Annotated in this window: 19 protein-coding genes; 9 read left to right on the top strand and 10 right to left on the bottom strand. The window is 63.8% G+C overall.

Going from position 1 to position 20,427, the window contains the following annotated elements; genetic code table 11:
• Nucleotides 1-17: 17 nt before the first annotated feature.
• From KYE46_RS04905 to KYE46_RS04895, 3 genes are read left to right on the top strand one after another with little or no spacing between them, the layout of a single operon-like run.
• Nucleotides 18-1,004, top strand: a complete 987-nt coding sequence (locus KYE46_RS04905; RefSeq protein ID WP_219003875.1) for a TAXI family TRAP transporter solute-binding subunit — start codon at nt 18-20, stop codon at nt 1,002-1,004.
• The gene (locus tag KYE46_RS04900; protein ID WP_247716918.1) at nt 1,001-1,474 is read left to right on the top strand and encodes a DUF1850 domain-containing protein; all 474 of its coding nucleotides are present in this window, start codon (nt 1,001-1,003) and stop codon (nt 1,472-1,474) included. Before KYE46_RS04905 ends, KYE46_RS04900 begins: the two co-directional genes overlap by 4 nt.
• On the top strand, nt 1,474-3,453 hold the full coding sequence (locus tag KYE46_RS04895) for a TRAP transporter permease (RefSeq protein ID WP_219003874.1): 1,980 nt from the start codon (nt 1,474-1,476) through the stop codon (nt 3,451-3,453). The genes KYE46_RS04900 and KYE46_RS04895 overlap by 1 nt, the downstream gene beginning before the upstream one ends.
• 125 nt (nt 3,454-3,578) lie before the next feature.
• Here the strand turns inward: KYE46_RS04895 and KYE46_RS04890 are convergent, their stop codons facing one another.
• A complete protein-coding gene (locus tag KYE46_RS04890) occupies nt 3,579-3,890 on the bottom strand; it encodes an ETC complex I subunit (protein ID WP_219003873.1) in 312 nt (103 codons plus the stop codon).
• Between the two features lie 423 nt (nt 3,891-4,313).
• Between KYE46_RS04890 and uvrB the strand changes: the two genes are divergently transcribed.
• Nucleotides 4,314-6,515 carry an excinuclease ABC subunit UvrB gene (gene uvrB / locus KYE46_RS04885; RefSeq protein ID WP_283095210.1) on the top strand — a complete coding sequence of 734 codons (2,202 nt, stop codon included), beginning with the start codon at nt 4,314-4,316 and terminating at the stop codon, nt 6,513-6,515.
• 25 nt (nt 6,516-6,540) lie between these two features.
• Here the strand turns inward: uvrB and KYE46_RS04880 are convergent, their stop codons facing one another.
• On the bottom strand, nt 6,541-7,275 hold the full coding sequence (locus tag KYE46_RS04880; RefSeq protein WP_247716917.1) for an NYN domain-containing protein: 735 nt from the start codon (nt 7,273-7,275) through the stop codon (nt 6,541-6,543).
• A gap of 58 nt (nt 7,276-7,333) precedes the next feature.
• Complete coding sequence (locus KYE46_RS04875) at nt 7,334-8,695, bottom strand: SLBB domain-containing protein (RefSeq protein ID WP_219003871.1); 1,362 nt, start codon at nt 8,693-8,695, stop codon at nt 7,334-7,336.
• Nucleotides 8,696-8,935: 240 nt separating this feature from the next.
• Between KYE46_RS04875 and KYE46_RS04870 the strand changes: the two genes are divergently transcribed.
• Nucleotides 8,936-9,676, top strand: a complete 741-nt coding sequence (locus tag KYE46_RS04870; RefSeq protein ID WP_219003869.1) for a metallophosphoesterase family protein — start codon at nt 8,936-8,938, stop codon at nt 9,674-9,676.
• Nucleotides 9,677-9,724: 48 nt separating this feature from the next.
• Here KYE46_RS04870 and KYE46_RS04865 read toward each other — a convergent pair whose 3' ends face one another.
• Entirely contained in the window at nt 9,725-10,402 is a 678-nt protein-coding gene (locus tag KYE46_RS04865) for a sugar transferase (protein WP_219003867.1), read from the bottom strand.
• Nucleotides 10,403-10,589: 187 nt separating this feature from the next.
• On the opposite strand from KYE46_RS04865, the gene KYE46_RS04860 reads away from it, so the two are divergent.
• Nucleotides 10,590-11,678, top strand: coding sequence for a DUF1972 domain-containing protein (locus KYE46_RS04860; protein WP_219003865.1), 1,089 nt, complete (start codon nt 10,590-10,592; stop codon nt 11,676-11,678).
• A 67-nt stretch (nt 11,679-11,745) separates the two neighbouring features.
• On the opposite strand, the gene KYE46_RS04855 is transcribed toward KYE46_RS04860, so the two are convergent.
• Together KYE46_RS04855 and KYE46_RS04850 are read right to left on the bottom strand one after the other, a co-directional pair.
• Nucleotides 11,746-12,264 (bottom strand): tRNA (cytidine(34)-2'-O)-methyltransferase, encoded by a 519-nt coding sequence (locus KYE46_RS04855; protein WP_247716916.1) that lies wholly within the window; start codon nt 12,262-12,264, stop codon nt 11,746-11,748.
• Nucleotides 12,257-13,093: a DUF6206 family protein gene (locus tag KYE46_RS04850; RefSeq protein ID WP_219003863.1), complete on the bottom strand. Its 837-nt coding sequence runs from the start codon at nt 13,091-13,093 to the stop codon at nt 12,257-12,259. Before KYE46_RS04850 ends, KYE46_RS04855 begins: the two co-directional genes overlap by 8 nt.
• Before the next feature lie 170 nt (nt 13,094-13,263).
• Here KYE46_RS04850 and KYE46_RS04845 point away from each other — a divergent pair, with 170 nt between their 5' ends.
• The 3 genes from KYE46_RS04845 to KYE46_RS04835 all read left to right on the top strand — a co-directional run bounded on the left by KYE46_RS04845 (nt 13,264) and on the right by KYE46_RS04835 (nt 15,174).
• On the top strand, nt 13,264-13,998 hold the full coding sequence (locus KYE46_RS04845) for a hypothetical protein (RefSeq protein WP_219003861.1): 735 nt from the start codon (nt 13,264-13,266) through the stop codon (nt 13,996-13,998).
• A 103-nt stretch (nt 13,999-14,101) separates the two neighbouring features.
• Nucleotides 14,102-14,572 (top strand): HugZ family pyridoxamine 5'-phosphate oxidase, encoded by a 471-nt coding sequence (locus KYE46_RS04840; RefSeq protein ID WP_219003859.1) that lies wholly within the window; start codon nt 14,102-14,104, stop codon nt 14,570-14,572.
• A gap of 71 nt (nt 14,573-14,643) precedes the next feature.
• On the top strand, nt 14,644-15,174 hold the full coding sequence (locus KYE46_RS04835) for a hypothetical protein (protein WP_219003857.1): 531 nt from the start codon (nt 14,644-14,646) through the stop codon (nt 15,172-15,174).
• 3 nt (nt 15,175-15,177) lie between these two features.
• Here the strand turns inward: KYE46_RS04835 and KYE46_RS04830 are convergent, their stop codons facing one another.
• The 4 genes from KYE46_RS04830 to KYE46_RS04815 form a co-directional block, all read right to left on the bottom strand.
• On the bottom strand, nt 15,178-15,642 hold the full coding sequence (locus KYE46_RS04830; RefSeq protein WP_219003855.1) for a DUF427 domain-containing protein: 465 nt from the start codon (nt 15,640-15,642) through the stop codon (nt 15,178-15,180).
• Between the two features lie 131 nt (nt 15,643-15,773).
• Nucleotides 15,774-18,065 (bottom strand): right-handed parallel beta-helix repeat-containing protein, encoded by a 2,292-nt coding sequence (locus KYE46_RS04825; RefSeq protein ID WP_219003853.1) that lies wholly within the window; start codon nt 18,063-18,065, stop codon nt 15,774-15,776.
• Nucleotides 18,066-18,312: 247 nt separating this feature from the next.
• Entirely contained in the window at nt 18,313-18,732 is a 420-nt protein-coding gene (locus KYE46_RS04820; protein WP_219003851.1) for a DUF4864 domain-containing protein, read from the bottom strand.
• A gap of 51 nt (nt 18,733-18,783) precedes the next feature.
• Entirely contained in the window at nt 18,784-20,364 is a 1,581-nt protein-coding gene (locus tag KYE46_RS04815; RefSeq protein WP_219003849.1) for a lysine--tRNA ligase, read from the bottom strand.
• Between the last annotated feature and the right edge of the window lie 63 nt (nt 20,365-20,427).

The following is a 20,427-nucleotide window of genomic DNA, read 5'->3' as shown; positions in this document are numbered from 1 at the left end:
CCCCTAGGGAGGATATTATGCTACATCACTTGCTCGGCAAGCACGCAGGCTTGTTTGGAACCGCGGCACTCACCGCGATGACCTTTGCGGCCCCCGCCGCGGCACAACAGCAGCTGTCGATCGCCACGGGCGGCACCGGCGGCACCTATTATCCGGTTGGCGGCGGCCTGGCCGAAATCGTCAACAACCACGTCGAGGGTTATTCCGCCACGGCGGAAGTCACCGGCGCCTCGGTCGAGAACATGGGCCTGATCGCCACCGGCGACGCCGACCTCGCCATTGCCTTGGCCGATACCGTCGCCCACGCCTACAACGGCACCGGCAACTTCGAGGGCCAGCAGCTTCCGATGATCCGCGGTCTGGCCTCGCTTTACGCCAACATGGTTCACATCGTGACCCTGGCCGACAGCGGCATCACCTCGCTCGATGACCTTGCGGGCATGCGCGTCTCCATCGGTGCGCCGGGTTCGGGCACCGAAGTGAACGCGGCCGCCATCCTCAACGCCAATGGCATCACCTACGATGACATCGAAGAGCAGCGCCTGAACTTCAACGAGACGGCGGACGCTCTGGCAAACGGCGACATCGACGCCGGTTTCTGGTCCGTGGGGGCGCCGACCTCTTCGATCATGAACCTCGCAACGACCCAGGGCATCGTGATCCTCGAGCTGACCGAAGACCAGCTGAACGCCGCGATGGGCGCCCATGAAACCTTCGCCACCACCACCCTGCCCGGCGGCAGCTACAATGGTGTCGATGACGACGTGGCGGTTCTGGGTATTCCGAACGTGCTGACGGTGTCCTCCGAGATGTCCGATGACCTGGCCTACGAGCTGACGCGGGCGATGTTCGAGAACATCGCGGAGCTGCAGGCGGTGCATCCGGCGGCGAACGAGACCACGGTCGAGTTCACCATGTCGGCCACGCCGATCCCCCTGCACCCCGGTGCGCTGCGCTACTACGACGAAGTCGGGGCCGACGTCCCGGACGCTCTACGCGAGTGAGTGTCAAACTGCGAGGGGGGCTCTGCGCCCTCCTCCTGCTTGCCTCTGCCGGCACTGCTGTCGCGGCGGACGAGCTTGTAGCAACCCGTGAAAACGGCGAGGAGATCGCCCGGCTGTCCGTGCCCGAGGGCTCGGAATGGTGTGTGCTCTGGCACCACTCGGTGCAGGGTTTCGAGGTGACCGATTGCTACGAGAACCGCGCCGGGCACATGGTGCTGGTGCACTCCCATCTGCCTGATTTCGCGGCCGGTCTGGATCACATCCCCGGTCGGGGGCAGCAGGTCTCCGATGGGCAGGGCGGCTACTTCATTCTTGATATCGACGAACCGGTGCCGGGTGACGCTTACGTCCTGCGGCCCGGATTGCCGCCGGTGGATCACCGGTTGCGCGTAGGCGACACGGTGGTGTCCCTCTCTGACGCAGCACCCCGCGAGAGGGTGCGGATCGCCTTGATAAGGAGCACGGATTGATGGTCACCGATACGGAGATCCCGACCCAGACGCCCCCTGAACAACCCCTCTACGTGCTGCGGGCGGTTGCCGTGATCGGCATTGCCCTGTCGCTGTTCCAGCTTTACGCGGCCGGGGTGCAGCCCCTTGGCCTGTTCTACCAGCGCCCGATCCATCTGGGCTTCATCCTGGTCCTCTGTTTCCTCATCTACCCGGCCTTCGGACGCGGGCGCCCGCGTGGTGTTCTGGGCTGGATCATCGACGGCATCCTGATTTGCTGCGGCATCGTGGCGGGTGCCTGGGTGCCAATCAACATCGACACGATCGCCAACCAGATCTTCCCGCGCACGATCGATGTATGGATCGGCGTGATGACGATCATCGTTGTGCTGGAAGGCGCGCGCCGGGCCGTGGGCCTTGGCATGACGATCATCGGCGCGGGCTTCATCGCCTATGCCTTCGCGGGTCAGCGGGGCGAGTTGCCCTTCCTCGCCGACTGGATGCCCGGCATCCTCAACCACCGTGGCTATTCGCTGGAGCGTTTGTCGAGCCAAATGACCCTGGGCGCGGAAGGCATCTTCGGCATCCCTCTGGGCGTTGCGGCCACATTCGTCTTCATCTTCGTCCTTTTCGGCGCCTTCCTCGAAGTGACCGGCGCGGGCAAGTTCTTCATCGACCTCGCCTATGCCGCCACGGGCCGGCAACGCGGCGGACCGGCGAAGGCCGCTGTCATCGCGAGCGCCGGCATGGGCTCGATCTCGGGCTCGGCGATTGCCAACGTGGTGACCACGGGTGCGTTTACCATTCCGCTGATGAAGCGCCTGGGCTACCGGCCCGCGCAGGCGGGCGGGATCGAGGCCGCGGCCTCGACCGGCGGACAGATCATGCCGCCGCTGATGGGCGCGGGCGCCTTCCTGATGAGCGAGTTCACCCGGGTGCCCTATGTGGACATCGTACTGGTCTCGGTCTTTCCGGCGGTGCTCTATTTCGGCACGGTCTACCTGCTCGTCCATATCGCAGCGGTAAAACAGGGCATGACCGGCATGGCCGCAACCGACCTGCCCCGGGTGCGCGCGGTTCTGGCCGAAGGCTGGCACTTCCTGCTGCCACTGGTGGCGCTGATCGCGCTGCTCGTCGCCGGATATTCGCCAATGCGCGTCGGCTTCTACGCGATCCTCTCCATCGTGGCGGCAGCCGCAGCGCGCGCGCTCTGGACTTTCATGGCCTCCGGGCCTTCGGCTTCCGGCTTCGTCACCTTGTGCAAGCGGGGCTTCACCCTGACGCTGCAAGCGCTCGATCTGGGCGCACGCAATGCGGTTGCCGTCTCCATGGCCTGCGCGGTCGCGGGCATCGTGGTGGGCGTCGTCGGGCTGACCGGGTTGGGATTGAAGTTCTCGGCGATGATGATCGCCTTCTCGGGCGGCAACATCATACTGGCGCTGATCCTTGTGCTGCTGGCGAGCCTGATCCTCGGCATGGGGCTGCCGGTCACGGCGGCTTACATCGTGCTGATCATCCTCGTGGGACCGGCCCTGACCGAGCAATTCGGCATGCCGATCCTGATCGCCCACCTTGTCGTGTTCTGGTATTCACAGGACAGCAACGTTACGCCCCCGGTGGCGCTGGCGGGTTTTGCCGGGGCGGCGATTGCCGGGTCGAAACCGATGGAGACGAGTTTCCAGGCGTGGAAATATGCCAAGGGGCTCTACCTCATTCCGCTCTTCATGGTGTTCAACCCCGAGATCGTCATGGGCGGGCCGCTGCTGCTAGTGCTGTGGAGCGGGGCCATTGCGGCGCTCGGCCTTGCGGCCTTCGCGGTGGCCTTGGAAGGCTACCTCTGGGGGCCGATGCCGCTCTGGATGCGGGGCCTGCTCTGTGCGGGTGTCGTGGCGCTGTTCTGGCCCGACCTGACCGTGGAGATCGTCGGCGCTGTCGTGATCGTCGCGGTCTTGGGCATGAACTGGGCGCAGGGGCGCGGGTCGCAGACTGCGGTGAGTTAGCGGGACGAGCCGGGTCGCTGATCCGGGAGGATGCCAGGGGCTCTGCCCCCGCCCGCGCCTTGGGGCGCGGGCTCCCCCGGAGTATTATTGGCCAAGATGAAGGAGGGAGAGGGGCGCTTGTTGCGTCAGTGCGTCCAGGCGCCGCGACGGTCGGTGGCGAAATTCTCGCCGTAGCCGCCCTGGCGGATGTTGGGCTTGCGGGTCTTGGGTTTGAGCACGATGGCATCGATCCCGTGATCCTCGGCATAGGCTTTCGCGGCTTCGAGCGTTTCGAACTTCAAACGCACCTGGCTGTTCATGTCCGATGACGATGTCCAGCCCATCAGCGGATCGATGCGACGCGCTTCGGACGGGAGGAATTCCAGTACCCAGTCTTTCGTCTTTGCCGTGCCCGAGGACATGGCGGTGCGCGCGGGTTTGAAAATTCGTGCGGTCATGGGCAATCTCCGATCAACTTGCAGCCGTTATGGGCAAATCTGGCGAAGCTCGCAATGCGCCAAATGCGCCGCGTGACGGAGCGGCGTGGCACTTGCGCATGATCTGGGGGAGAGGCTGAAATAAGAGGGGCTGCCAGCCTTGCCCGTGAGAGCGAGGGTGGGTGGGTACGGCCAAGGCCGGCAACCGCTTCTGCTGCTTGCCTGTTCCTTTTACGTTCTCATGCCATTTCACGCAAAGGATATGTCCTGAAAATGCCTCTTACATTGTTAACCTTTGCACCTACATGGCATTCAACCCCTCCCTCTCGCGCCGCCCGGTGACAAGCTCCTGACACCGTGCTGTCACCAGCTGACATGTTCTGTTGCCGGAAGACCTTGCAGCTTCGCGCGAAGGCTCCATTCTATGACGCAAGGAGACGCGCCATGCACAACAACTCGCCCGAACAGATGCCCGACACCGGGAGGCCGGTGGACGCCTTGCGGGCGCAGTTGAAGATGGAAGGTGGCAAGCGTTTCGTCATGCATTCGGACTTCGAGCCGGCAGGCGACCAGCCGACGGCGATTGCAGAGCTGTCGCAGGGGATCCGCGACGGCGAGCGGGACCAGGTGCTTCTGGGGGCCACGGGGACGGGCAAGACCTTCACCATGGCCAAGATGATCGAGGAAACGCAGCGGCCTGCGATCATTCTGGCGCCAAACAAGACGCTGGCCGCGCAACTTTACAGCGAATTCAAGAACTTCTTTCCGGAGAACGCTGTCGAATATTTCGTCAGCTATTACGACTATTACCAGCCCGAGGCCTATGTCGCGCGGTCGGACACCTACATCGAGAAAGAAAGCCAGATCAACGAGCAGATTGACCGGATGCGCCACTCGGCCACCCGGGCGCTGCTGGAGCGCGATGACGTGATCATCGTGGCCTCGGTCTCCTGCATCTACGGTATCGGTTCGGTCGAGACCTACGGCGCCATGACGCAGGACCTGCACGCCGGGCATGACTACGACCAGCGCAAGGTGATCGCGGACCTCGTGGCGCAGCAGTACCGCCGCAACGACGCCGCCTTCCAGCGCGGCACTTTTCGCGTACGCGGCGATAGCCTGGAGGTCTGGCCCGCCCACCTTGAGGATAGCGCCTGGCGGTTGTCGTTCTTTGGCGAGGAGCTTGAGGGGATCACCGAGTTCGACCCGCTGACAGGACAGAAGACCGGCTCTTTCGACAAGATCCGGATCTATGCGAATTCTCACTACGTCACGCCGCGACCCACGATGCAGCAGGCGATGAAAGGCATCAAGGCCGAGCTCGCGATGCGTCTGAAGCAGATGATCGACGAGGGGAAACTGCTGGAAGCACAACGGCTTGAGCAGCGCACGAACTTCGATCTGGAGATGCTGGAGGCCACCGGTGTCTGCAACGGGATCGAGAACTATTCGCGCTATTTGACCGGACGTGCGCCCGGCGAGCCTCCCCCTACCCTTTTCGAGTACATCCCCGACAACGCCATCGTCTTCGCCGACGAAAGCCACGTCTCGGTGCCGCAGATCGGCGGCATGTACCGGGGCGACTACCGGCGCAAGTTCACCCTCGCCGAGCATGGCTTCCGCCTGCCGTCCTGCATGGACAACCGGCCCCTGAAGTTCGAGGAATGGGACGCCATGCGGCCGCAATCGGTCTTCGTTTCGGCAACGCCCGCCGCGTGGGAGTTGGAGCAGGCGGGCGGCGTCTTCACCGAACAGGTGATCCGACCGACCGGCCTGCTCGACCCGGTGATCGAGATCCGCCCCGTTGAAATGCAGGTCGACGACCTGCTGGACGAGGTTCGCAAGGTCGCGGCGGATGGCTTCCGGACGCTGGTCACCACGCTGACCAAGCGCATGGCCGAGGACCTGACGGAATACATGCACGAGCAGGGCATCCGGGTGCGCTACATGCACTCGGACATCGACACGCTGGAGCGGATCGAGATCCTGCGCGACCTGCGGCTCGGCGCTTTTGACGTGCTCATCGGGATCAACCTGCTGCGCGAGGGGCTCGACATTCCCGAGTGCGGCTTGGTCGCCATTCTGGATGCGGACAAGGAGGGCTTCCTGCGCTCGGAAACCTCGCTGATCCAGACCATCGGCCGCGCCGCCCGGAACGCCGAAGGGCGGGTCATCATGTATGCCGACAAGATCACCGGCTCGATGGAGCGCGCCATGCGCGAGACCGAGCGTCGGCGGGTCAAGCAATTGGCCTACAACGAAGAACACGGCATCACGCCGGCCACGATCAAGAAGAACGTCGATGACATCCTGCTTGGCGTTTACCAAGGCGATACCGATCAGGCGCGGGTCACCGCCAAGGTCGACAAGCCGCTGGTGGGCGCGAACCTTCAGGCGCATCTTGAAGGGCTGCGTGACAAGATGCGCAAGGCTGCCGAAAACCTCGAGTTCGAGGAGGCCGCCCGTTTGCGCGATGAGGTGAAGCGGCTGGAATCGGTCGAACTTGCGATTGCCGATGATCCGTTGGCCCGTCAGTCAGCCGTGGAGGCCGCCGTTGAGGATGCCGCAAAGGCCAGCGGGCGCAGCACCGGCGGGCGCGGCGGGATGCGCGGCGGCAAGGCGCGGCGGGGCAGCGCGAAACGGTGAGTTGCGTCGACGGGGATGGCGGGCGTCAGCTCGCCAATGCTCGGTCGTCGAGCCAAAGCGCCCCGTGGTCATAGCCGCCCTTGATGAGCGTGCCGGGGGTGGCGACCTCGGGGAAATCGTCGGCCCAGTCGCGAAAGCGGTCGTTGGTGATGACCTTCGCCTTCAGATCGCGCGCCGCGGCCAGAATCGTCGGATCCGCGGGCTCGCCTCTTGCCACGACCACGACGCAATCTCCCGGCAAATTCAGGAGCTTGGCGAAGTCGCGGTCGTCCATGTAGCTGTCGGTCAGCTTGTAGCCGGCATTGGCGTCAAAGACGACGCCGGGTTGGTAGCCTTGGGTACGCAAGGCGGACACCACCTCCCGTACCGTCGTCAGCCGGGGCTCCGCTCCGTTCCAATGCATGACATTCGAGCCGTCGATGACGACGCGGGGACCAGCGGGCTTCCGCGTCACGCGCTTGGGCGCCACGTGATTGAAATGACGCGGTTTGCGGCGCGGTGTGATTTCGGACTTCAGCGGCTCCGGTTCATGGGAAGACCGCCTCGTGAGGCGCAGGTTGCGCCCCTGAAACGCCGCCTTGAGCGCAAGGATCGTGGCCGCGATGCCAGCCAACGCGATGACCGCCAACGGCAGGGTCAGTTCCGGCCCGTTCGCCGTGTAGAGCGCGCCGAAGCTTGTGAGGGAAAGTGCGAGTAAAACAAGGGGCGTGCGCATGGTCGTCGTATCCGTTGGAAGGGCCGTGTCAGAATCTCGTTCCATCTTGGCAATTCTGTGACGCGAACCCGGCTTTGAAGGGACTAGGCGGGATTTCGCGCGCTCAATTCACGGCCGCCGCACCGAGGTTAAAGATGGTCGGCGTGATCTGGTCGATGACGCGGTTCCAGCGGGTCACAGGCTGCTCGGCCACGAAGATGACATCGCCGGGGCGCAGCTCCATCCGGGTGGCAAGGGTCAGGTTGAGAGCGTTCGATCCGTCCAGGCGATAGGCGGTAATCGCGCTCAGTTGTTCGCCAGCCGAGGCACCGCGCATCAGGTAGATTTGCGATGGATCGCCCGTGGCCTCGCTCCACCCGCCCGCATCGAAGAGCGCATCGGCCAGGGTGGCGGTGTTCCCGAACGGCAGCTCGAACCGTCCGGGACGTGTAACCTCTCCTGCGATATAGACAAAATCTCCGCCCGCAGCCCCGAACTCGACCCGATCCCGGAAGTTCTGGCGGCTCTCCTCCAGCGCGTTGCGGCGGATCGAAACCTCTGCCTGCAATGCGGCGATGGCGTTTGCGCGCGCATTCTGCGTGAACTGCGCGCGCTGGATGGTTTCCTCGAAATAGGCCTGCGCCTGCTCGAAATCATAGGCCGTGTCGACGAAGATGGAATCGCCGTTGACTAGGCGGATGCGCTGCAGGTTCTGGTCGGCATAGAGATCGGCGGTGGGGATCTGGTACAACGTCCCGTCGCGATAAATGCGGATCACCGAGAAGGCATCCGAGCCCACGTCCACCCCACCTGCCTGCGCCAGAACCTCATTGAGGTAGACCGGTAACATGCCGATCGGCACCACGCCCGGCTCGCGCACAGCGCCGCCGATGGAGATGCGCTGCGAGTTGAACTCCGCCACTTCGAGGCTGAACGTCGGGTCGATACGGGCCGCGATCAAACGCTCGAACACCGCATCTTCTGCCTCGGACAGGGTCATGTTGCCGACGTTGATCCGGCCGATGTCCGGGATCGCGATGTCGCCGTTGTCTTGCACCGTATAACCCTGTCGCTGGTTTTGCGCCGCGACGAGGCCGGCCATTTCCTCGACCGACGATTCCCACCGCGGGGTCGCGAGGATCAGAACGTCGCCCACCCCGATAACATAAGACCCCGGATCGACCGCCGGCGGCACGCGGAGTTCCAACGCGCCGGGGCGCGTCTGCGGATCGAAGACAGGCTCCGGCAGGCGCGCACCCCCGCGCAGCCGGGACCCCGCCCCCGCGATCCGCGAGAACGCGGCCGGAAGCGCCTCGGGTTGGTAGGCGGAGCGGTTGGCCTGCGCCACGACTGCGGTCGAAAGATCGACGACCTGAACGCTGTCATCGCCCCGGAAATTTGCGATGTCAGAAGAGATATATGCCGCCCCGCAGGCCGAAAGGCTCGCGAAAGCCAGACCAGCGATGAGGATGCGGATGATAGCCATGAAGCGTCCTTTGGTGCGCCGCCGCGCTCCAGCTGTACCGGAACACGAGGTTCTCGCGATCACAGAGGTGGGGCGCTTGCCGCGGCCGACATGTTTCCTCTGACGATGGCGTTCGTTAACCAACAAAAGATGCGTAAAGTGTTAATTAACAATTAAGACGCTAGGGATTTAACGCGTTTGACTGGCGTGCGTTTTGATAGCCCGCCTGTGTCCGCATCCGGAGGCGAGGAGAGTGAGAAAATGAGAAGCTGGGACGCGCCCGCCCCTGCGGAATTGGTCTACGTTGTCGGAGACGTGCACGGCTGCGTCGACAAGCTGCACACCCTCCTGACGCGGATCGACATGGATGCGGGCGACCATGCGGGCGGGTCCGGCAAAGTCGTCTTCGTGGGCGATTATATCGACCGCGGTGAGGCCAGCGCAGACGTGTTGCGTTTTCTGGCGGAGATGACGGCTGACTTCCCGGAACGGATCGTGGCGCTCATGGGCAACCACGAACGGATGATGCTGGATTTTCTGGCTGATCCCACCGGGGCGGCGAAGCGCTGGCTTCGCTACGGCGGCCTGCAAACTCTGGCCAGCTTCGGCGTCGGCGCGGGGTTGACGACGGACAGCAGGAACGCCGGAGACCTCCTCGACGCGGCAGGGGATTTGAGGGAGGCCATGGGAACCGACCTCGTCGATTGGATCAAGAATCTGCCGCTCTCCTGGTCAACCGGCACGCTATGGGTCACCCATGCCGGTGCCGATCCGGACCTTGCGATGAGCGTCCAGAAATCCAAGGCGTTGCTGTGGGGAGCAGATACCTTCCTGTCGCAGGAAAGAACGGACGGGCAATGGGTCGCATTTGGCCATCAGCCCTTCGAGACGCCTTTCGCAGAACAGGGACGCATTGCCGTCGATACCGGCGCCGTTTACGGCGGCGTCATGACGGCCGCGCGCGTGGACCCAAGTGGCGATGTCCGCTTTCTTCAGTCGTAAGGCCCGGCGCGCGGCGTCATACCTCAACGAAATCCACGCGGCGTCCCGTCAGTCTCCACGCCCATGGATCATGGTGAGCAAGGTCTGCCAGACGATCCACGCATCGAGCCGGAAGCAGGCGCGATTGATATACTCCGCATCCGTGGCCGCCTTGGCGCGGGTGTCCTGCAACCCCACGGCATAACCATGTCTGATTTGCGAGAGGCCGCTCATCCCCGGCAGAAACGCGAGGCGCTGCCGGTACTCGGGGATGCGCGTCAGAAACTCTGCGGCATGATGAACGCAATCGGGACGCGGGCCAATCAAGCTCATTTCCCGACGCAGCACGTTGATTGCCTGCGGTAGTTCATCAAGCCCCATGCGGCGCAGGATCCGACCGAGTGGCGTGATACGGTCCACCTCCACCGGGTCGAAGGCCCCTCGTTCACATGGCCCCGGCGCCATCGTGCGGAACTTGTAGGTCACGAAACTCTCTCCCCCCCTGCCCATGCGGCACTGGCGGTAAAACAAGGGTCCGGGGTTGAGAATTGGGTTCAGGATCAACAGCGCGGCGCCCAGTAGGACCACGATCGGCATGAGAGCGAGAGCGCCGAGAACATCCAGAACCGCGCGGACACGCCAATAGGCTTCCGAGCCACCAACACGTTGTCCTCGCGGAGGGGCGAGGTCCACGAAGCCTTGCAATGGCAGGGCGAGAGACCGGTCAAAATTCGGGACGATCGTCATGTCATTTCCTCAGCCACACAACGGCAAATACCTCAGACAACGCAACGCGACCTGAGGCGCGTAATACGGCAACTCAACCCGATGTCCTTTAAGATCAGGTTAAACACTGCGGCCTATGGTCGAGAGATTGCAGGAGAGCCCGATGCGGGAGGGCACAACGGTATCTTGCGTCCGATAGAGGATTGAAATGGCAGGAAAGAAGAGCCCCCGGATCGCCATTCTCGGCTCTGTCGGCGTCCCTGCGCGATACGGAGGATTTGAAACACTTGCCGAGCATCTGGTGCGTTTCCATGCAGCGCACGATCGGCCCGAAGAGCTGAGCGTCTATTGCAGCACCCGCGCCTACGCGCAGCGGCCTGATACCTTTTGCAACGCCGCGCTGCGATATTCCCGCCTCCCGGCCAACGGCGCATGCAGCGTGGTTTATGACGCCACAACCCTGCGCGATGCCGCGCGACGGGGCACCGATGTGGCGCTCCTCCTTGGCGTTTCAGGCGCCATCGCCCTGCCAAGGCTGTCGCGCCGTGACATGGCGGTGGTGACCCATGTGGATGGGCTCGAATCGCACCGGGCGAAGTGGTCCCGCCCCGCGCGCGCCTTCCTGCAGTGGTCCGAGACGTTGGCGGTCAGATATTCCGACGCGATCATCGCCGACAGTCCGGTCATCGCCGCGCGCTTGCGTCGGACCTATGGCATCAGGGCCGAGGTCATTGCCTACGGCGGCGATCATGCCACGCACACGCCGGATCCGCCGCCCGCGCGGTGCGACCTGCCCGAGGATTACGCCCTCGCGCTGTGCCGAATCGAGCCTGAGAACAATGTCGAGATGATCCTGCAGGCCTTCTCAACTTCGGACAAGCCTCTGGTTTTCGTCGGAAATTGGGATGCCAACAGCTATGGCCGAGGCCTGAAGGCACGCTATGCGGCCGCCTCGAACCTGCACCTTCACGACCCGGTTTATGAGGCCGCGCGCCTCTATCAGCTGCGTCAGGGTGCGGCGCTCTATGTTCATGGCCATTCAGCAGGCGGCACCAATCCATCGCTGGTCGAGATGATGCATTTCGGCCTGCCCGTGCTGGCCTATGACTGCGCCTTCAATCGCGAGACGACTGCGAACAAGGCTCAATACTTTGACGGAAATGATGCGCTCATTGCCGCGTTGAAGGCACCTCTTTTGGCAGATGGAGATGCCCTGAAGCGCGTCGCGCTGAACAACTATACTTGGGAGAAGGTCGGCGGTGCGTATTTCGACCTGTTCGCGCGTCTTGCGGGTTGAATGTCGCGAACAGAGCCTTGTTCGCCCAGACGCCGCCCTCGAGATAGGAGCAGCCGTGACCGAACGTTCAGCTCAGATGCGCGCGCATGGCCTGATAGATCACGGCCGTGGCCGCATTGGCGAGGTTCAGGGAGCGGATGTGGGGCGAGCGCATCGGCAAGTGGAACGTCCGCTTCGCACGGCTTTCCAGCACCTCGGCGGGAAGACCCTTCGTCTCTCGTCCGAATATCAGATAGGCATCGCCGGGGTATACCGGCTCGTAGACGGAGCCGCCTTCGCCGTCATTCTCGAACAGGAACAACTGCTCTTCGCGGGGGGCGCGGGCCGCGATGAAGTCCTGCCAGCTTTGGTATTCGCTCAACCGCACGTGCTTCCAGTAATCGAGCCCGGCGCGGCGCACGGATTTGTCGGAGATGTCGAAGCCGAGCGGATGGATCAGGATCAGTTCCAGATCCAGCGCCACGCAGGTCCGCCCGATCGTGCCGGTATTGCCGGGGATTTCGGGATGCACGAGCACGACCTTCATGTCCGCTCGGGGCGCTTCGGGATCAGGCGCCGCGGTTGCGGCGGCAGTCGGCTCAGGCATGAGGGCGGTCGCGTCCTGCCACGGTGCGCCACCGGTTCGCGCTTACCTTTGCGGAGCGGGCGTGGCGAGCGAGTTGCGCCTGAACGGCGTTGCGCCATGGGCCCTCAAGGCGCGTCGTTGCAAAGCCGTCCGCCCATTCGAGGATCTCTTCCGTATCGTCGGGGCGCAGGCGCAGGGCGCCGTCGATCAGGGTCTGGACCGAACCCGCGGGCGTGTACCAACGGTCCTGCATTTCGCGCAGGCGGCCGGGCAAGACCTTGCCCAAGCCGCGCACAAGCCCATTGTCCGCGAAACGCTGGATCAGGTGGCCCATCTCGTCGCGGCTGTAGGAGATCAGCGGCGGAAAGGTATCGAGGAAAAGCGGCCCCTTCTCGTCCATCGCGAAGCGCTCGATCTGGGCATGAAACCCGATACGCTCCGGGCGCTGCGCGACGCGGCGCCAGAACTCGGCCACATCGGTCGCCACACGGTCCAAGAGGCCGATGGCCGCCTTCGTGCCGGCCTTGCGGACCAAGGGCACCAGCATCATGTCGGGCGCCACGGCCTTCTGCGCAATCACCGGACGCAGCGATCCGGCTTCATCGATCAGCCGCAGGTGCGTTTCGGGCACGCGGATACCCGCCAGTCGCAGGCAGTCCACATAGGCATCGTGGCGGCGGGCCAACAGCTCCTGCACCTCGGGGTCACGGCCGCCGCGATAGACCGTCAGATCGTGATTGGCGAGCGGGCCGGAGGTCGGACGCATCGGCGCGCCGAAATGGCGCCGCTCGGTCGACGCGGTGCCGCCGGCGGCAAGCGCCGCGCGGATCATGCTGGTCAGATCAGACATGACATTCGGCTCTGCCACGTGCGGGCAGGACGAGACGAGCGGTCGACGGCAATGCGTGAAACATGATGGCGATCCCCCCGAATCTGATGTTGTGGTGTGGCCTGACCATGTACGGCGCCCCGCCTCCCGGACAAGTCACGTTAGCGTTTTGTTAACTCTGGGGCGTCTTAATGCCTGACATGCGTTGCGTAGGGGTCACGGTTTCAGGTCTCGCCTTGGTGACGGGCCTCTGCGGCTCGTCGGCCAGCGCCGGGCCATGGGCGCGCGACGCGGGGAGCGTGTTTACCTCGTTCCAGATCTCCGCCGAAGAAGCGCCCTTCGATGTCTCGGTCGGCCTGTGGGAGCCCGAGACTTACCTCAGTGCCTACGCAGAACTCGGCCTGGGGCGCAGCCTGACGCTCGGCGCGGATATCGGGCAGGGCGACACCAGCCGGCAGGCGGTGGGTTTCCTGCGCTATACGCTCTCTCCTCCCGACGCGACGTGGCAATACGCGGTGGATGCAGGTCTCGGCGCGCGTCAGGTAGGAGAGGCCGAACCCCACCGCCTCGTCAGGCTCGGCGCGTCGCTCGGGCGCGGGTTCGGTGAGGGCGGAGACGCGTGGTACATGCCGCTCCGCCATGACGGCGGTTGGGTAAACCTCGACATCACGGCGCTCTACGATCTGGAGTTGGAGGAGCCGATCCTGCAGGCCGAAGGGACCACCGGTTTCAGCCTGACGGACCGTGCCTCGCTGACGTTCTCGGTCAAGGCCGAACAATGGCCGGGGTCGGACCCCTTGGTGACAGGGTCCTCGTCTTTCGTGTTCCAGATCCTCGACAACACCCACCTGCGCCTCGGCGGGCGGGGGGCGCTCGCGGGGAGTAACGTGGTCGGTCTGACGTTGTCGGTATGGCAGGAGTTCTAGCGAGGGCGCGGCGCCCGACGCGCGGCCTCCCGCGCGTGATCAAAGCGCATCGCGACGCCCCCGCTCTCTCGCCGCGCCGGTTGGGAGCTGCTAGCGTCTCGCCATGACGACCGATCCCATCCGCCCCACTGATGACGAGGCCCGCGGCCTTGCGCGCGCGCTCATCGATACGGCCCGCTTCGCCGCTCTGGCCGTACTCGATCCCGCGACCAGTACCCCTTCCGTGAGCCGTATCGCGCTCGTGCCCGGTCCCGATGGCTGGCCCGTGACCCTCATTTCGACGCTTGCGAGCCATACGGCGGCGCTTGTCGCAAACCCCGCCTGCTCGATTCTGATCGGAGAGCCCGGTGCTAAGGGAGATCCCCTCACCCACCCGCGCCTGAGCTTGCAAGCCACGGCGGTTGCAGCGCAAAAATCCGAGCTTCGCGATCATTACCTTGCGCTCTACCCCAAGGCGAAACTCTACATCGATTTCGCCGATTTCCAGATGTTTCGTTTCGTGCCAACCCGTGCGTTTCTCAACGGCGGTTTCGGAAAGGCTTTCGAGCTGACACCGGACGACCTCTTGGGCTGATTGCCGCAATCCGGCCCCCACCCATGCGTTAAGCATTAGGCAACGCTCGAATTTCGTGCCAATCTGACAGCATGACAGATCGTACGCTCGACCCCGCCTTGATCGGAATCTGGCTGTTGCCCGGTCAGCCTCAAACCTATGAAATCACCGGCGATGGCAGTTACTACATCGCCGAACCCGAGGAGCCGTTGCAGTTCGCCGACGGTGGCGCGCAGATGATCTGGGGCGGGCGCAGCTACACCCGCGTCATTGGTGAGGGAGAGACCCATATCGGCACGTGGCGCGAGGATGCGACGGGCGACGGATGGGACTTCACCGTCGATCACGCCTACACGATCCTGAGCGCCTCGGATGGCTCGGGCGAGACCTTCACCGGCATCTGGGCGTTGCGCAACGAGGACACCAGCCTGTGGACCTGTGAAAAACAGGCGGAGATCGAGACCGACGGCGCGCATCTCACCTTCGTGACCCCCTCGGCCGAGCGCCTGACCTATGGATATGCGATCGACGAGGGCATTCTGACCCTGCTCGATCCCGACACTTGGCAGGAATTGACGCGCTACATCAGCGCTGAACGCATGGTCCGCAGCGCCGCAGGTTGAGCGCTATCCGCGTCCGAGCACGCCCTTGATCCTGCCCGTCAGGTTCGGCGTCACCCACCCGCCGTGAAGGTCACCGGGCTGCGGAATGACCTTGAGTTCCCCCACATGGGCCGCGTCCAGCGCGGTGGCGAAGAAGGCGATGTGATTGCGGAGCGCCTCGTATCGCGCGGTGGGTGCCGGGAAGCTCCACGCCGCGGCACGGGCGCGACGCCCGTTGATGACAAGATCGTAATAGATCGCCCGGCCCTTCACGGGGCAGGTCGTTTCATGGGCGATGGAAACCAGCGCAGACATCACGATGTCGGCGGGCGGGAAGAAGTAGGTCGGCGCCCGGCCCGTCTCGATCAGACGCTGCCCGGCGTCGGTGTCGGCGATGGGCACGCCCTTGAACCGCGCGGTCAGGCGATGCGGGACGCTCTGCACCTCGGGCGGAGAGGGATAATCTGAGACATTCTCGACGGGTAGCACGCAAGGCCTTTCCTGTGATCCTGCCCGCATCTACCGCGCGCGCCGCGCGGGCGCCACCTTGCAAAAGATGACCCCCGAAGGGCTGACGCGCCGCCGGGGGTGATCCAAGGCTCACAAGGCGTACGGCCTACTCAGTTATCGCAACGCGCGGTGACATAGGCCGCGCCCTTTACCGCCTGCGACCAGGTCACGCGCAGGGTCTGACCCGCGACGCCTTGGTAGCCCTGCGCGTAGGGGGCCGAGTAGATCGTCACGTTGGAGCTGGATTTCAGCGGGCCATCGGGCAGAACCGACAAGGCGTATTTCGCCGGCGCGCCGAAGGGCAGGTAATCGCTAAGATCGACATTCCAGCTTTGCACGGCAGAGCCCTCCACCGCGCGCACCGAGATCGGGTTCTCGGTCCGTTTGACGATGCCGTGGAAGACGTTGCCTTTGAATTCCAGATCCGCCGTCCGGTTCAGGTCCAATGGTGCGACGGAATCGTCGACACCGTCCACCGCCTCCAACTGCGCGCCGTTGGTCTTCTTGAACAGGTTGCCGGTGATCGACACGCCGTTAATGAAATGATCATCTCCGTGTGGCTTGATCGAGATGAAACGCATCCAGGGCGCGGTATTGGTGGCGAAGAAGATATTGCCCTGCACGGTGAGCCCGTGGAACGACAGCCCGCCCGAGAAATCCGGGCTCGGGTCCTTCTCGTTGGTCCACTCGACGTAGCAGTTGTCGACGTAATTGCCGGTGAAGGTGCATTTCGCATTGGCCTCGGCGATGACGATCCCCGGCGAGCGGACGCCCTCGACGATCCCGTCGCCCTGAAAAAAATGATTGCCCGAGATCAGGTTGCCCGAGCCCGAGATCACCCCGAAATGAAGGAACTTGTTGGCCCGGTTGTCGCGGATCTTGCAGTCGCTGGAGTTGATGTTGAAACAGATCGATTTGCGTTGTGGCACGTCCAGACCCTGCTCGTTCGACAGGAACTGACAGCGGTCGATCTGCATCCCCTGGCACCCTTCGTCGGCGCTGGTGATCGCGCGGTCCTTGGGGCCGGTGAAGTAGCAATCCTGTATCTGGAACACGAGCCCGTCGAGCGGCAGGTTGATGGCCGAACACAGACCGCCGCAGAGAAACTCGATATCCTTGATGATGAACCGCTGCAGGTTCTGCCAGCCGATGAAGTCCAGCATGTATTTGAAGCGGGTGAACGTGTAGGTCTGATTGGCTGGCGCGGCGCCAAGCGGCGACGACAGATAGACCTTGCTCTGGGCTGCATTGACCGCGCGGACATAGACCTCCCGGCCTACGCCTTGGGGCGCCGTGATTAGCGAGCCCACCTCGATTGAAGCCGCGTTGCTGACCCCGGTCAACTCGAACGCCGAGGCGGCGGAATACCCGGCGCTGCGGGTCGTCGTGGTATCGTCCCACGCGGCCGAGGCGCTGGCGGCGAACTGGCCATTCCGCACGACGCGCCGGTTCGCGTAGCTGTTCTTGTTGCCGACGATGGCCTGCACATCCAGCGGCGCGTCGAGGATGATCCGCCGCCCGCAGAGGTCGAACGCCTCGAAGTCGGACTGGTTGAAGAGCTGTTGCAGGCCTTTCTTCAGGCCCGTGACCTCATCGCCGAAGGCCTCGGCATAACCGTCGAGATCGAAGTTCTCGTTCAGCGCGAGGCGGACGCTGTCGGGCATGATGATCCGGCCCTCGAAACGCGCCGGATTGGTGAAGGTGAGGTTCGAGCCGATGTAGTAATCACCCTCGGGCACCAGAACCTCGCGGCCCTCGGCGGCGGCGTCTGCGGCTGCGAAGGCGGCGCGGTCGTCGGTGGTGCCGTCCCCCACGGCGCCGTAATCCCGCACGTCGACCCAATCCATCATCTGCCGGTGAAAAACGTGAGTCACGTCCTCCACGGTGATGCTTTCAATCCGCACCTGGCCGCCATTCGGGCCGGTGAGATCAAGGCCCACATGGGCATAGGTCGGCGCGACACCCCATGCCAGATCGACACCGCCGCGCTGGCCGGTGCCGAGGATCGCGGACACGGTCACGATCGTGCCGTAGGCAGGGATGGCGACATCGCTCGCCACCTCGGTCAGACCCGAGACATGCACATCGGACCCGCTGCCCGGCCATGCGGCAATCCGCACGTCCGGAAGGTTCCCGGAGAGCACCTTCACCCGGGCAGAGACCCGCAGGTAGGTGCCCGGAATGATCGGCGTCTGCCCCATCCAGCGCAGTTTCGTCACCGCGTCCGCCTTCACGATTTCCAGACAATCGCCGAAATCGCTGTCGGCCGCGGCGATGGCGGCATTCGCGGCGGTGGCCCATGTGTCGCTGCCCGGTCGGCCGTCCTGCCGTGACCAATCCGCAAGACCCTCGGCAAAGGCTGGCGGCATCAGGATTAGGCCGTCTGTGATAACCTGGTTCATGTCATACCCCTTTTCCGACGGGGCCGTGCGCCCGTCCAAAGGGGCCCCGCATGTTCCATCGACCGGAACAGGGGCAACCGAGGCGCCTGAACGGTCACCTCGGTTGTTTGCATTGTCTGCTGAAGAACCCCGCGATCAGCCGACTGGGACGGCCGAGCCACGGGTTGCGCTGCCATGATTAGGCCATAGAGGTTAAGAGATACTTAACGGCGGCGGTTTTTATGTCTGCGAGAGCGACCTTGTAGCGCTATACGCCCAGATCCGGCGCACGCAGCACTTGCACACCGTTGATGCGCCAGCCTGCCTCTGTCTCGATCATCGAGTAGCCGAGGTAGTGCAGGTTTCCAGCCTGATCGATCACCTCGACCCGCTGCACCGTCATGGAGCCCAATGTTTGCAGATCGATGAACTCGAAATCACTGGGCTCCCACACCATGGGGAACGCCTGCTGCACCATGCGGCCGAAGTTCTGCGGATCACCGAACAAGGCCTGAATGCTCGGGCTGGCGTATTGCCAAGCGTCGGTCACGTCTTCGGCCTCGAAGGCGCTGAACTGGCTGCCGATGACGGCTTCAATCTGCGGGTTTGGGTCAAGAATTTCCTGCGCCGTGGCGGGCAGAACCGCCGCGATGGCAAGGGCGAGGGACAGGATCAGGGCGCGGATCATGGGGCATCTCCTTGAAAAACACCCCATGATGTAGCGCGGCGTGACGCAAAGTCAGCCTGCGAGTTTGCCGGCCAGCCCGTCCTCGATCAATTGCACTGTTTCATCAATGCCATAGAGCGCGATGAAACCGCCGAAACGTGGCCCTTGCGAGGCGCCGAGGCAGACCTCGTAGAGCGCCTTGAACCAGTCACGCAAGGGCTCGAACCCGTGCTCCTTGCCGACCGCGAAGACGATGGTCTGGATCGCCTCGTCCTCCACCGGGCCGTCGTAGGCCTTGAGGCGAGACACGAGGTCTTCCATCGCCGCGCGCTCCTTCTCGTCGGGCAGGCGGAACTGGCGCGTGGGCTTCACGAAGTCGTTGTAGTAGCGCACCGCGAAGCCCGCCGCCTGATCCAGATCGGGGTGGGTCTCGGGGCTGGCGTCGGGCGCATAGCGGCGGATGAAGCCCCAGAGGCCTTCCTTGTCCTCGGCGCTGGCAACGCTGGCGAGGTTCAGGAGCATCGCGAAGCTGACGATCAGGGTCGAAGTCGGCACGTTGTGGCCGTGGATATGGTAGACCGGGTTGGCGAGCCGCTTGGCCGTGTCCTGATCGGCATAGGCGCGCAGCTGCTGGTGGTATTCGTCCACCGCCTTGGGGATCACGTCAAAATGCATCCGCTTGGCCGTCTTCGGCTTGCCGTACATGAAGTAGGACAGCGACTCGGTGGAGGCATAGGAGAGCCACTCATCGATGCTGATGCCGTTGCCGGAGGTCTTGGAGATCTTCTGCCCGCCCTCGTCGAGGAACAACTCGTAGGTATAGGTCTCGGGCGCCTTGGTGCCGAGGATCTCGCAGATCCGCGAATAGATCGGCGCGTTGGTGGAATGGTCCTTGCCGAACATCTCGAAATCCACGCCGAGCGCGGCCCAACGGGCGCCGAAATCGGGCTTCCATTGCAGCTTCACGTTGCCGCCTGTGACCGGCAGCGTCCATTCGCGGCCGTCCTCGTCGTCGAAGGTGATCGTGTGATCCTCGGCGTTCACCGACTTCATCGGCACGTAGAGCACACGGCCCGTCTCGGGATGGATCGGCAGGAAGATCGAATAGGTCTGCTGCCGCTCCTCGCGGAGCGATTTCAGCATCACCTTCATGATGTCGTCGTAACGCTCCACCGCGCGCTTGAGGATTTCGTCGAAGCGGCCGGACTTGTAGAAATCGGTGGCGGAGTAGAACTCGTACTCGAAGCCGAAGGTGTCGAGGAAGCGCCGCAGCATGGCGTTGTTGTGGTGGCCGAAGCTCTCGTGGGTGCCGAAGGGATCAGGCACGGCAGTCAGCGGGCGCTGCAAATGCGGCGTGAGGCTCTCGGAGTTGGGCACGTTGCCCGGCACTTTCCGCATCCCGTCGAGGTCGTCGGAGAAGCAGATCAGCTTGGTGGGAATGTCCGAGAGCACTTCGAAGGCCCGGCGCACCATGGTGGTACGCAGCACCTCGCCGAAGGTGCCGATGTGCGGCAGGCCCGAGGGGCCGTAGCCCGTCTCGAACAGCACGTAGCCCTTCTCGGGCGGCGCCTTCTCGTAGCGTTTCAGCACGCGGCGCGCCTCTTCGAAGGGCCAGGCCTTGGAGGTCATTGCAGCGTCGCGCAGATCGGTCATCTTCTCTCTTCCCATGGAACAGGGCCTTTCACGGCAGGCCCAAAACGATGACACCGCCCTATT

Source organism: Gymnodinialimonas ceratoperidinii, from assembly GCF_019297855.1.
GTDB lineage: Bacteria > Pseudomonadota > Alphaproteobacteria > Rhodobacterales > Rhodobacteraceae > Gymnodinialimonas > Gymnodinialimonas ceratoperidinii.
The sequence above is the reverse complement of the archived record's forward strand: the minus strand, read 5'-3'. Positions and strand labels throughout refer to the sequence as shown.

Excerpts from the sequence above, each read along its gene's own strand:
- KYE46_RS04905 (WP_219003875.1), top strand. The coding sequence starts at position 18 with ATGCTACATCACTTGCTCGGCAAGCACGCAGGCTTGTTTGGAACCGCG.
- KYE46_RS04895 (WP_219003874.1), top strand. The coding sequence starts at position 1,474 with ATGGTCACCGATACGGAGATCCCGACCCAGACGCCCCCTGAACAACCC.
- KYE46_RS04890 (WP_219003873.1), bottom strand. The coding sequence starts at position 3,890 with ATGACCGCACGAATTTTCAAACCCGCGCGCACCGCCATGTCCTCGGGC.
- uvrB (WP_283095210.1), top strand. The coding sequence starts at position 4,314 with ATGCACAACAACTCGCCCGAACAGATGCCCGACACCGGGAGGCCGGTG.
- KYE46_RS04880 (WP_247716917.1), bottom strand. The coding sequence starts at position 7,275 with ATGGAACGAGATTCTGACACGGCCCTTCCAACGGATACGACGACCATG.
- KYE46_RS04875 (WP_219003871.1), bottom strand. The coding sequence starts at position 8,695 with ATGGCTATCATCCGCATCCTCATCGCTGGTCTGGCTTTCGCGAGCCTT.
- KYE46_RS04870 (WP_219003869.1), top strand. The coding sequence starts at position 8,936 with ATGAGAAGCTGGGACGCGCCCGCCCCTGCGGAATTGGTCTACGTTGTC.
- KYE46_RS04865 (WP_219003867.1), bottom strand. The coding sequence starts at position 10,402 with ATGACGATCGTCCCGAATTTTGACCGGTCTCTCGCCCTGCCATTGCAA.
- KYE46_RS04860 (WP_219003865.1), top strand. The coding sequence starts at position 10,590 with ATGGCAGGAAAGAAGAGCCCCCGGATCGCCATTCTCGGCTCTGTCGGC.
- KYE46_RS04855 (WP_247716916.1), bottom strand. The coding sequence starts at position 12,264 with ATGCCTGAGCCGACTGCCGCCGCAACCGCGGCGCCTGATCCCGAAGCG.
- KYE46_RS04850 (WP_219003863.1), bottom strand. The coding sequence starts at position 13,093 with ATGTCTGATCTGACCAGCATGATCCGCGCGGCGCTTGCCGCCGGCGGC.
- KYE46_RS04845 (WP_219003861.1), top strand. The coding sequence starts at position 13,264 with ATGCCTGACATGCGTTGCGTAGGGGTCACGGTTTCAGGTCTCGCCTTG.
- KYE46_RS04840 (WP_219003859.1), top strand. The coding sequence starts at position 14,102 with ATGACGACCGATCCCATCCGCCCCACTGATGACGAGGCCCGCGGCCTT.
- KYE46_RS04835 (WP_219003857.1), top strand. The coding sequence starts at position 14,644 with ATGACAGATCGTACGCTCGACCCCGCCTTGATCGGAATCTGGCTGTTG.
- KYE46_RS04825 (WP_219003853.1), bottom strand. The coding sequence starts at position 18,065 with ATGAACCAGGTTATCACAGACGGCCTAATCCTGATGCCGCCAGCCTTT.
- KYE46_RS04820 (WP_219003851.1), bottom strand. The coding sequence starts at position 18,732 with ATGATCCGCGCCCTGATCCTGTCCCTCGCCCTTGCCATCGCGGCGGTT.
- KYE46_RS04815 (WP_219003849.1), bottom strand. The coding sequence starts at position 20,364 with ATGACCGATCTGCGCGACGCTGCAATGACCTCCAAGGCCTGGCCCTTC.